Raw genomic sequence first — 10,460 nt, forward strand, 5'->3', positions numbered from 1 at the left:
GATTGGTAGATGTAAGTGCAATTCTTACCCGCCTTCATATTACTATAAGCATCCAAGAGATTGGGTGCTTTTTTTGTGCTTAAAAATTGAATGGAGGTGGGTGATATGGTGTGAAGAAAAGTAGTAAGAAATTTCCAAAAATTTCCGGTATTGGCCCTTTTTTTGAATTAGATGGAAGACGTCAAAGAGCTGTAATAGCAATGATTGAGGAAGATTTAACAGATGAAGAGCTTGGAAAAATTGTAGATAGAACAGCACGAACTGTTAGAAATTGGAAAAATGATGATCTAATCATAGCAGCTAAAGAACAGTATATAAAAATAACAGCTAAGAGGAAGTATGTCCCAGATGCAATGAAACGTTTGTATTACTTGATGATTAATGCTAAATCAGAAATGGTACAATTGCAGTCTGCAATTACTATTCTAAAAATGTCAGGTATGATGTCTGATAACAGCACACCAGAGCTAGATAATGCTAAGGTACGTAAAGCAGACGCAGAAGCAGATATCGCGCGTTGGAAGGCTGATGAACTTACTGGCAAAAACAAGGCAGATGATTCTACTGTTTTAGTTGATGATATAGGGGATGCAGAAGATGAGTAAGGTTATTAAAATGACTGAGATGGTTAATCCACACTTCTACAAATTATGGACTACTAAAAAATCATATATCATTGCTAAAGGTGGCCGTGGTTCATTTAAATCATCTGTTATTAGTTTGAAGTTAGTTACATCAGTTAAGAAGTGGACGCAGTTGCGCAAAAAAGTAAATGTTGTGTGCATTCTGGCCAACAAGTCAGATTTACATGATACAGTTTACAGTCAAATTATGTGGGCTTTAGACATTCTTAATTTAAGTGATGAGTACAATTACTACAAATCACCATTAAGAATTACACATAAGTTAACAGGCAGTACGTTTTATTTCTATGGTGCTGATAATCCACATAAGCTTAAATCTAACAAGGTAGATAATATTATTGCTGTTTGGTTTGAAGAAGCAGCAAATATGAAAGGTGTAGATGTGTTTGATCAATCTATACCTTCTTTTATTAGACAAAAGCCAGATTATGTTGATGATGTAAAAGTTTATTTCTCATACAATCCACCACGTAATCCTTATGAGTGGATTAATGACTGGGTAACTGCTAGAGAAGAAGACCCAGAATATTTGGTTGATACGAGCACTTACTTAGATGATGAATTAGGATTCACAACAGAGCAGCAATTAAAGTTGATTGAGAGTTATAAGAATAATGATTATGACTATTATCGTTGGTTGTATCTGGGTGAAGTTATTGGACTTGGTACTAATATCTACAATATGGATAATTTCAAAGCATTAAAAGAATTGCCAAGTGATGATTACATTACAAAATGGTTCTGTGCTATTGACTCTGGTCATGAAGTATCTGCTACTACATTTGGTGCTTATGGATTGACTAGAAAAGGTAATGTAATTTTATTGGATACTTATTATTACAGTCCACAAGGCAAGGCTCATAAAAAGCCGCCTAGTGAGTTATCTAAAGACTTGTATTCATTCATCAATAAGTTGGCCAAACAATTCAAAAAGCCGGCAACTAAATTAACAATAGATTCTGCTGAAGGAGCTTTAGATAATCAGTTCTACAATGATTACGGAGTACATCTTCATAAGGTAGCAAAATTGAAAAAAGTAGACATGATAGACCGTGTGCAAAATATAGTTGCTCAGGGTCGTTTTTATTATCTAGATACTGAGTCAAATAAGATTTTTATTGAAGAACATAGAAATTACAGGTGGGATGAAAAAACTTTAAATAGTGACGATCCTAAAGTTATCAAAGAAGAAGACCATACATGCGACCAATTTCAGTACTTTGTGCGAGATAATGAACGCTTGCTAGGTCTGAAATATTAAGGTGGTGGAGTGATGTCATTAATTCAACAAATAAAAGATTTGTTTAGGAAAGGAGGTGCCAAGTTAGGAATGGTAAAGAGTTTAACTAACATTACAGATGATGATAGAGTTTCAATCGATCCAATGGAGTACGAACGAATAAAGTTGGCCAAGTTGTATTACAAGGATGATTTACCAAAAGTTAAGTATCGTAATTCATACGGCGAATACAGAAAACGTCCGTTGAGTTCTCTAAACGTGACTAAGTTAGCATCTAAGAAATTAGCGTCAATTATCTTTAATGAGCAATGTTCCTTATCATTAGAAGATGAAGCAACAAACGAGTTCATCAATAAAGTAATTCAAGATAATAAGTTTAATATGAGATTTGAGCAACGCTTAGAAACTGCTATTTCTTTAGGAGGTTTAGCTGCTAGACCCTATGTTGATGATAATGATGTTATTAGAATAGCTTGGGCTAATGCAGACCAATTCTATCCATTACGTAATAACACTGATGATATCTCTGAATGTGCTTTTGCAAGTCGAACAGTTAGAACTGAGAATGATAGAAATGTTTATTATACGTTGCTTGAATTCCATGAATGGGACGATGCTAAGACTTATCACATAACAAACGAGTTATACCGCTCTTATCAATCAGATGTAATTGGAGAACAAGTAGCGCTTGAAACTTTATATCCTAATTTAGCACCAGAATTAACCTTTACTGATGTTATTACTAAACCGTTATTTGCATATTTCAGAACACCAGGAGCTAATAATAAGAACTTGGATAGTCCACTTGGCGTTGGTATTGTAGATAATTCAAGAAATGTAATAGACGCTATCAATCGAACTCATGATATGTTTGTACATGAAGTCAGGATGGGAAAACGTAGAATTGCAGTTCCTGCTGAAATGTTGAAACCTACTGGCAATTTATACGGAGATGAAGTAGATGACGCTCATCCAGTTCTATTTGATAAAGACGAAGACGTTTATCAAGGAATGTATGGAGATACAGACAAGCTGAGTGTAACGGACTTAACTTCTGATATTCGTTCAACTCAATTTAAAGAGTCTATTGATTATTTCTTACGTGAGTTTGAGCAACAGATTGGTTTTAGTTCTGGTACATTCTCTTATGACAGTCAAGGGGTTAAAACAGCTACTGAAGTTGTCAGTGAGAATTCTGCAACTTATCAAACACGTTCTAGTTATCTTACTCAAGTAGAATTATTTTTAAATCAGTTAGTTAATGCAATTCTTGAAATAGCTAGTGTAGGACAGTTCTTTTCTGACGGTAAGCCTAGATGGACTGGTAATGTAGAAGATGTTGAATTATCCGTACATTTTGATGATGGTGTGTTTATTGATAAAGACAAGCAACGTGCTGATGAGATGCAGTTAGTTGCTGCAGGAATTATGCCAAAGCTTGAATATTTAAAGCGTAATTTTGGTTTGAGTGAAGAGAATGCTCAAAAATGGTTAGCTCAAGTTAACAATGAACAACCAGACTTTTCTCAAGGGGCATTTCAAGAGCCAATAGATGGAGATAGCAACGAGGTGTAGTTGTTTATGGATTCAAAACAGAAACTAGACCAAGATACAAATAACATTGCTAATCTCTATTCTAATTTAGAAGACCTGATATTTACTGAAATTATCAAAGTGTTACAACGTGGGCACTATGAGAATGTAACACAAGATAATGTTGTTCAGTGGCAAGCACAGCAGTTATCACAAATGGGAGCATTAACCAAGAGAGTAATTGATTTAATGGCAGACTTTGACGGTATCTCACCTAGTGAAATTGAAACTATCTTAAAACAAGATGGCTATGAGATATTAGATGAAGTTAGTCAAGAGTTAAACTATAGTGGGCAAAAGAGTCAGCCCATCAGTGATGAGAGTTTCAACATGCTTGATTCAATGGTTAGACAAACAACAGATACTTTAAACAATACGATTAATCAAACTCTGCTTAGTCGTAATTATGGTGTTAATCCTGTTATGCGTACTTACCAGGAAATCTTAAAACGCTCAACGATTGAAACTGTAACTGGACTTAAAACTCATGACAGAGCAGTCAAAGATGCTATTTACCAACAATTAGATAAAGGTATCGAAGTTATGAGAGATAAGTCTGGACGTGCATGGTCTCTTGAAGGTTATACACGTATGGTACTTACGACAACAGCTAATAGGACTTACAATGATTTACGAACTAAACGAATGCAAGAGTTTGGCCAAGTCTTGTGTTTGATGTCTAGTCATCCTAACAGTCGTGAAGCATGTGCTTATATTCAAGGTAAGGTAGTCAATATAGTTCCAACTGATGATCCTAATTACAATGACAAGTATGATTCAATCTATAATCATGGCTACGGTGAGCCTGCTGGAACATTGGGAATTAACTGCAGACACAAATTATTTCCGTTTACTCCAGGCGTCAATGTTAATAACATGACCCAGTATAACCCTAAAGAAGCAATTAGGAACGGTAATTTGCGTCAAAAGCAACGCTACTATGAACGCTCAATCAGAGATGCCAAGAAGCGTTTGAAAGCTGCAGAAGAGCTTGGTGATATTGACAGGGTCAACCAAACTAAGACGTTGCTTAGAGCACGTCAATCTAAGCTACGGGAGTTTATTAAGGCAACTAACGCTAATAGTAATGTGCCAATTTTGACCCGTGATTACAATCGGGAAAGCGTAGTTGGAACGGACGCTAGACATATTAACTATATTAACCAACATCGTGCAAAAGAATTAGCCGCGTTGAAAAAGAAGTACGGTCCTCATGGGTTCCCAAAAACAGCCCAAGAATACCAACAGTTGTTGTATAATGAAGATACAGGGCAGGCGATGCATGCTTATGTTAACGCACGTAAGCAGCACACAGTGGAACCTGTGGTTAGCTATACGGATTACATTCACGCTAAAAAGCGGTTAGACGAAGAAATTGTTGGTATGACAACCTCAACAGGTCAAGTAATTAGGTCGTATTCAGACCACACATTTGACCGGATCTTTGGCGTCCGTAAAGATCCACATGGTAAGCGTCGAATTGGTGTTTCAATTCATGAAATGAAGGAAATGTTTACTGAAGGTCGTGTCAAACGTAATGATGAACGCCTTTCTACAACATTCCATACCGTTCATGGATATGTTGTAGTTAACGATAAAGGAAAAATAGTTACGTTAGTGCCAAGAAAGGGTTGATAGTCATGGGGAGACCGTTAAAATTTAGAAAAAGAGACTATTTTTGGATTAAGAATAGATTTCCAAAGTTTTATAAGCTATTAAAGGATACAGCACATATTGTTAATGATGAGGTTTATGTTGAAACGGTAACTCAAGCGGAATACGACATCATTTTTGATGGAACGGCTGATGTCATTATGGACGAAATCGACCCGGAAAAAGGTGAGCTAACTAAAGATGGTTTGCGCTTTGAAGAGGCATGGGACTATGCTGATAGGGAAGGTGTTCCGTTTGGCGAAAAATGACTATTTTGTTGTAATGTACCGATTGATGATGTATTTGTACAATTGTTTGAAGAGTGATCAACAGGTTGATTTGAGCAAGATAACACCCGAATACCTAGGAATCAATGCAAGATACTTTCAATATATTTTGATTAATTTAGTTAATGATGGGTACTTAATGAAGGACTCAACTTACGAAGATATGAATGGATTAAATATCACACAAGATATTATGATAAGCCCTAAGGGAATTGCTTATTTGCATGAAAATAGTACGATTGCAAAAGTCAAACGTTCTATCAAAGGTTTATCCGATATTGTAGGTAATGTTAATCCGCTTTAAGGCACTAGCATTCGCTGGTGCTTTTTTGTTTCGACCTGAGCACGTCGTAAAACTGCTTTTTTGTATGCAATCAATCAGCGTGGAGCGTTCCACGTAAAATAAAAACGATAGGAGAGATTGACATGAAACGTGAAGATTTAAAGAAATTAGGCTTGAGTGATGAACAAATTGAAGGTGTAATGTCTGCTCATGGTAAGGATATTACTAGCTTACAAGAAAAAGTAAATGGATTAACTAACGAACGTGATGGATTGAAGTCACAACTTGATGAACGAGATCAACAGTTAGTCGATTTACAAAAGAATTCTAAAAATGTTGATGATTTAAACGAGAAAATCAAACAACTACAAGCAGATAATCAAAAAGTCAATGAAGATTGGCAAAATAAGTTAGCCACTCAAACTAAGAACTTTAGAATCGAAACAGCATTACGTGAAGCAAAAGCTAGGAACGTAAAGGCAGTTTTACCATTCATTGATACTGAAAAAGTAACTGTTGATGGAGATAACTTGAAAGGGTTAGATGAGCAAATTAAAGCTATTCAACAAAGCGACAGTTACTTATTTGATGAAGGTAAGCCAGAACCAAGGATTAATATCGGCGGTGCCTTTAACAATGGTGAAAATGGAACTGATGGTAAAGTTGATCCAGTAGTTTCTAGCATTGCAGCACGTATGAAATCAATTTAGAAAGGATATGATATCAAATGACAGTAGTTTTAGATCAAAAAGATTTATTGAAGATTGATGAAGAGTTTGGAGCAGATTCTCAACTCTGGCAACCACTGCAAGGTGGCGCTAAGTCTATCACAGCTGCAGACTTTACAGGGGTTAAGACAGTTCGTATTAACAAGATGGATGGTTTTGCAGACGCAACAAAATATAAACGTAACCAAGACAACGCACGTAACAATGTTAACGTTACAAAAGAAACTCTTGAATTGACACAAGAAGATTGGATTGGATATGACCTAGATCAATTGGATATGTCCGAAAACGGAGCTTACACAGTAGCTAATGTTGTTCGTGAACATAACCAACGTATCACAATTCCACACCGTGATAAGTTCCTAGCACAAAAGATTTATGATACAGCTAAGTCTGGCGGCAAGTTAGTAACAGATACAATTGATTCTAAGAATGCTTTAGCAGCATATGATGAAGTAGAATCCTACATGATTGATAATCAAATTCCTGGTGGTTGGTTAATGTTTGTTTCTACTAAGTACTACAAAGCATTAAAGAATGCTGATGGTGTATCTAAGACGTTCTCAGTTAACCAACAACAAATTAACGGAATTAACCGTCGTGTTGCTCAATTAGACGGTGGAACACCAATCTTAACCGTTGCTAAAAATCGTATTCAAGGTTTAACAATTCCTGATACAGTAAACTTCTTAGCAGTTCCAACGTTCGCGATTGCTCCAATTGTTAAATACGATACAGTAGATGTAATTTCTCCAGACAATGACCGTGCAGGTTATCGTTGGACAATTAAAGGATTATCTTACTATGACGCATTAGTCTTTGAAAATGCTAAGAAATCTATCTATGTTGCAGCTGAAACAGCTAAAGGTTAAAGGTGATGTAAATGGCTTATCTAACTTACAATGAATATGTTGAGCTTGGTTACAGGCTGGATGAAGATGTGTTTAATGACCTTGTAAAAGGTGCAGAACGTATCATAGATTTAGCCACAAGCGATTTTTATAAGGTTCATGATATATTAGTCGATAAGTCAAAAAGACGTGTAGAAACGTTTAAAATGGCTATCTGTGAGCAAGTAGATTTTATGCATGCAACTGGTATTAGTAAGAGTTATGATTTAGCTCAAAATGAATTTACCAGTATCACAGTAGGTAGATTATCTTTGAGCCCTGCCGGTAATGTAGGGTCAACTATGAAGAGTGGCCTATGTACAGAAGCATGTAATCTATTAGGAAGATATGGCTTATTATATCGAGGTGTACACAGATGATACCTAGAATTGATAAAAGATTATGTAATCAAAGTATCACTTTAAAAATTCCAGTTGGGGAATTGGATAAATACGGTAAACAAAAAACAGAAGCAGTTGAGGTAGAACATGTACTTGTACAACCACAAACAATCTATTCAGGCGATAGCAACAATCGTAGAATTACGGCTAATGCTATTGTCTTTTTGTTTGCCAAAATTTCTAATCCGTTACCTAGATTAGATAGGGATAGCGTTGGAAATAAGTTAATCTTTGAAGGTAAGGAATACACAATTACCAATATTGTAGATAATCGTGAGCCTTACAGTAATGATGTTTATTCTTATGAATTGGAGGTGTTGTAATGGCGGTAGTGGTATCAGTTCATGGTAAAGGTTTTGAACGCTTTTCTGAGCAAGCTTTAAATCGTGGGCTTTACAATTTCACTAATCAAATGGCAATGGATATGGATGACTTTGTTCCATTTAAGCAAGGTAATTTATCAAGGTCAGTTCATGCAAAAGATGATCATGTACATTTATCAAAGACAGTTCATGTGCAAGATAATCATATTACCTATACAACACCTTACGCTAAAGCTCAATTCTATGGCTATATTAACGGACATCCGATTACTCACTGGACAACAAGTGAGCATCCACAAGCAACATCTAGGTGGGATTTAAAGGCGAAGAGCTTGTATTCTAATGAGTGGACCAAGGTATTTAAGCAAGGCTTACTTGACGGGAAGGAAGTTGAATATCATGGACCTAAAGGATAGATTGACAGACTGCATTAACGCTAACGTAAATCTGCCGGTTAAGTTGTATCAGTCGTATATGACTAATAAAACAAGTCCAGAATTACGCATATATGACTTGCCATCAATTACTGTTGATGAAGATTATGCAGGCAATCGGACAGAAGAATTTATCTTTGAAATTGCAATGCGTAGTAATGATGAAGAGCTAATTAATCAAACGTTATGGGATATCTCTAAATATATTTCAGATTATGATTTCGATTTAGTTAGTCAGAATAACAGTTTTAGTTTCAATAAATTGGAAGTAACAACGTTCCCTCATATTGTGTCAGCTGATACAGAGGGTAATGTTGTTTATTTGTTTAATTTTAAAGTTACAGTAGATACTTATAAGGAGTGTGATTAGTTATGGCAGAAGCACCAGAAAAAATTGGTTCTTTTATTCTTAATCATAAAGTAAAAATGGAAATTGATACTGCAGGCAATAAAGATATGTCTGCTTTAGAGAGTGCTAAGTGGGCTCGTTTAGCTGCAGGTATTAATAATGTAACACCAGCAGAAAACGATACGACAACAAATGATGAGTATTATGACGGGGAAGGCTTTGGTACATCTGATGTGACGTCCAAGCGATATCAATTCACTATTGCTGGCCACCGTTTAAATGGAGATCCTGCTCAAGACTATATTGCAAGTAAGCAATTAGAAATTGGAGATTCTTTAAAGACCTTATTTAAGTTCACTTATCCAGATGGATCTTACATTGTTGGTGTAGTTACATTAACCAATATTCAAGCAACAGGTGGTGCTCCAGGTGCTAAGCAAACATTTAGTGTAGTTCCTGTATTTAATGGGAAGCCTAAATATGTTAGTGCAGAAGACGCTAAAAAAGAACAAGGCGGACCAACATTATAAATAAAATAAACAGAGACGAGTAATGTGAGACGATTGGAGGAAATAAAATGCCAAGTATTAATTTAGATGAACGATTAAACCTAGATACTAAAGTAGATGTTACAGTGGCTGAAAAAGAATATTCTTTAGTTTTGAATGATGAATTATCCGTTAAAATCTCAGATGTTCAACTTGAATTGAGCAAACGAATTGAAGATTTAACTGACATGCCAGAAGAAAAGTTTAAAGAAATGTCGCTAGATGAACGTAAAAAATTAGTGGTTAATACTATGCATGATGGACGTGAAGATATTTTTAAGGCTATGGATAGAATCTTTGGTACTGGTGAAGGTAAACGAATTTACGATTACTACAATCAATCTACTAGAGCAATCAGTAAGATTATTGCTGCAATTGATGATGTTTTGAATGATAAATTAAAAACTAATAAAAATCGTAAAGAAAGACGTGCAGAAAAATATACTAAGAAAAGACGTGGTTAGTCATGTTATCTCTGACTGAACCATTAAAAAGTTCATACACGTATCAAGGCAAAGAGTATCAAATAGATTTGAGCTTTGACAACGTGATTAGAATGTATGACTTGCTTGAAGATGATACTTTCCAAGATGCAGAAAAGATTGTAATTGCATTTGAAATGTTTTTTGGTTTTGAGCCTAAAGACGCTGAATTTGCTATGAAAGCAATTGATGAAATTACAGGCTACATATCTAAGTCTGCTTATGGTAATGATCCTGTTGAAAGTAATGTAGTTTCAAGTGAAATTAATACTCAGAAATTATTCTCTTATACGCAAGACGCAGGGGCAATCTATGCAAGTTTTAAACAACAATACAATATTGATTTAATTGCAGAGCAAGGGGAGATGCACTGGGATGTGTTTAAAGCGCTATTCGATGGTCTAGATGAGAATACGTATTTTAGAAAAATCCTAGATATACGTAGAAAAGATGTCAGTGACTTACAAGGTAAAGAATTGACAAGTGCAATAGAGGCACAAAATTATTACGAACTTGACGAAAATAAAACAGTTGAAGCACAAGAGGCAAAAGTGGCCAGTTTTGCAGATTCATTGAAAGCTTTAGCTCAGTCTTAGAAAGGAGGT

General features: G+C 35.5%; 15 protein-coding genes. All 15 read left to right on the forward strand.

What is annotated here, in order from left to right:
- Positions 1 to 110 precede the first annotated feature (110 nt).
- Positions 111 to 605: a helix-turn-helix domain-containing protein gene (locus tag N4597_RS04880; protein ID WP_260905000.1), complete on the forward strand. Its 495-nt coding sequence runs from the start codon at positions 111 to 113 to the stop codon at positions 603 to 605.
- Entirely contained in the window at positions 598 to 1,905 is a 1,308-nt protein-coding gene (locus N4597_RS04885) for a PBSX family phage terminase large subunit (RefSeq protein WP_260905002.1), read from the forward strand. The genes N4597_RS04880 and N4597_RS04885 overlap by 8 nt, the downstream gene beginning before the upstream one ends.
- 12 nt (positions 1,906 to 1,917) lie before the next feature.
- On the forward strand, positions 1,918 to 3,459 hold the full coding sequence (locus N4597_RS04890; RefSeq protein ID WP_260905004.1) for a phage portal protein: 1,542 nt from the start codon (positions 1,918 to 1,920) through the stop codon (positions 3,457 to 3,459).
- A 6-nt stretch (positions 3,460 to 3,465) separates the two neighbouring features.
- On the forward strand, positions 3,466 to 5,112 hold the full coding sequence (locus N4597_RS04895; RefSeq protein ID WP_260905006.1) for a phage minor capsid protein: 1,647 nt from the start codon (positions 3,466 to 3,468) through the stop codon (positions 5,110 to 5,112).
- Positions 5,113 to 5,117: 5 nt separating this feature from the next.
- A complete protein-coding gene (locus N4597_RS04900) occupies positions 5,118 to 5,399 on the forward strand; it encodes a hypothetical protein (protein ID WP_260905008.1) in 282 nt (93 codons plus the stop codon).
- Positions 5,386 to 5,721 carry a YjcQ family protein gene (locus N4597_RS04905; protein ID WP_390892656.1) on the forward strand — a complete coding sequence of 112 codons (336 nt, stop codon included), beginning with the start codon at positions 5,386 to 5,388 and terminating at the stop codon, positions 5,719 to 5,721. The genes N4597_RS04900 and N4597_RS04905 overlap by 14 nt, the downstream gene beginning before the upstream one ends.
- Positions 5,722 to 5,843: 122 nt before the next feature.
- Positions 5,844 to 6,410 carry a phage scaffolding protein gene (locus tag N4597_RS04910; RefSeq protein ID WP_260905010.1) on the forward strand — a complete coding sequence of 189 codons (567 nt, stop codon included), beginning with the start codon at positions 5,844 to 5,846 and terminating at the stop codon, positions 6,408 to 6,410.
- A 17-nt stretch (positions 6,411 to 6,427) separates the two neighbouring features.
- Entirely contained in the window at positions 6,428 to 7,300 is an 873-nt protein-coding gene (locus tag N4597_RS04915) for a capsid protein (RefSeq protein WP_260905012.1), read from the forward strand.
- Positions 7,301 to 7,311: 11 nt separating this feature from the next.
- Positions 7,312 to 7,698, forward strand: coding sequence for a head-tail connector protein (locus N4597_RS04920; protein WP_260905014.1), 387 nt, complete (start codon positions 7,312 to 7,314; stop codon positions 7,696 to 7,698).
- Entirely contained in the window at positions 7,695 to 8,042 is a 348-nt protein-coding gene (locus N4597_RS04925) for a minor capsid protein (RefSeq protein WP_260905016.1), read from the forward strand. Before N4597_RS04920 ends, N4597_RS04925 begins: the two co-directional genes overlap by 4 nt.
- On the forward strand, positions 8,042 to 8,458 hold the full coding sequence (locus N4597_RS04930; RefSeq protein ID WP_260905019.1) for a minor capsid protein: 417 nt from the start codon (positions 8,042 to 8,044) through the stop codon (positions 8,456 to 8,458). Before N4597_RS04925 ends, N4597_RS04930 begins: the two co-directional genes overlap by 1 nt.
- Entirely contained in the window at positions 8,418 to 8,846 is a 429-nt protein-coding gene (locus N4597_RS04935; RefSeq protein ID WP_260905021.1) for a minor capsid protein, read from the forward strand. The genes N4597_RS04930 and N4597_RS04935 overlap by 41 nt, the downstream gene beginning before the upstream one ends.
- Positions 8,847 to 8,848: 2 nt before the next feature.
- Positions 8,849 to 9,355: a phage tail tube protein gene (locus N4597_RS04940; protein ID WP_034983055.1), complete on the forward strand. Its 507-nt coding sequence runs from the start codon at positions 8,849 to 8,851 to the stop codon at positions 9,353 to 9,355.
- Positions 9,356 to 9,402: 47 nt separating this feature from the next.
- Complete coding sequence (locus N4597_RS04945) at positions 9,403 to 9,837, forward strand: hypothetical protein (RefSeq protein ID WP_260905025.1); 435 nt, start codon at positions 9,403 to 9,405, stop codon at positions 9,835 to 9,837.
- A gap of 2 nt (positions 9,838 to 9,839) precedes the next feature.
- Positions 9,840 to 10,451 carry a bacteriophage Gp15 family protein gene (locus tag N4597_RS04950; protein WP_260905027.1) on the forward strand — a complete coding sequence of 204 codons (612 nt, stop codon included), beginning with the start codon at positions 9,840 to 9,842 and terminating at the stop codon, positions 10,449 to 10,451.
- Positions 10,452 to 10,460: the final 9 nt, after the last annotated feature.

The sequence above is a fragment of the Ligilactobacillus agilis genome, from assembly GCF_025311475.1.
In the GTDB taxonomy this organism is placed as follows: domain Bacteria; phylum Bacillota; class Bacilli; order Lactobacillales; family Lactobacillaceae; genus Ligilactobacillus; species Ligilactobacillus agilis.

What these genes read in the sequence shown, in the direction of transcription:
- N4597_RS04895 (WP_260905006.1), top strand. Translation starts at nt 3,466, where the DNA reads ATGGATTCAAAACAGAAACTAGACCAAGATACAAATAACATTGCTAAT.
- N4597_RS04885 (WP_260905002.1), top strand. Translation starts at nt 598, where the DNA reads ATGAGTAAGGTTATTAAAATGACTGAGATGGTTAATCCACACTTCTAC.
- N4597_RS04950 (WP_260905027.1), top strand. Translation starts at nt 9,840, where the DNA reads ATGTTATCTCTGACTGAACCATTAAAAAGTTCATACACGTATCAAGGC.
- N4597_RS04910 (WP_260905010.1), top strand. Translation starts at nt 5,844, where the DNA reads ATGAAACGTGAAGATTTAAAGAAATTAGGCTTGAGTGATGAACAAATT.
- N4597_RS04900 (WP_260905008.1), top strand. Translation starts at nt 5,118, where the DNA reads ATGGGGAGACCGTTAAAATTTAGAAAAAGAGACTATTTTTGGATTAAG.
- N4597_RS04920 (WP_260905014.1), top strand. Translation starts at nt 7,312, where the DNA reads ATGGCTTATCTAACTTACAATGAATATGTTGAGCTTGGTTACAGGCTG.
- N4597_RS04925 (WP_260905016.1), top strand. Translation starts at nt 7,695, where the DNA reads ATGATACCTAGAATTGATAAAAGATTATGTAATCAAAGTATCACTTTA.
- N4597_RS04940 (WP_034983055.1), top strand. Translation starts at nt 8,849, where the DNA reads ATGGCAGAAGCACCAGAAAAAATTGGTTCTTTTATTCTTAATCATAAA.
- N4597_RS04945 (WP_260905025.1), top strand. Translation starts at nt 9,403, where the DNA reads ATGCCAAGTATTAATTTAGATGAACGATTAAACCTAGATACTAAAGTA.
- N4597_RS04930 (WP_260905019.1), top strand. Translation starts at nt 8,042, where the DNA reads ATGGCGGTAGTGGTATCAGTTCATGGTAAAGGTTTTGAACGCTTTTCT.
- N4597_RS04890 (WP_260905004.1), top strand. Translation starts at nt 1,918, where the DNA reads ATGTCATTAATTCAACAAATAAAAGATTTGTTTAGGAAAGGAGGTGCC.
- N4597_RS04915 (WP_260905012.1), top strand. Translation starts at nt 6,428, where the DNA reads ATGACAGTAGTTTTAGATCAAAAAGATTTATTGAAGATTGATGAAGAG.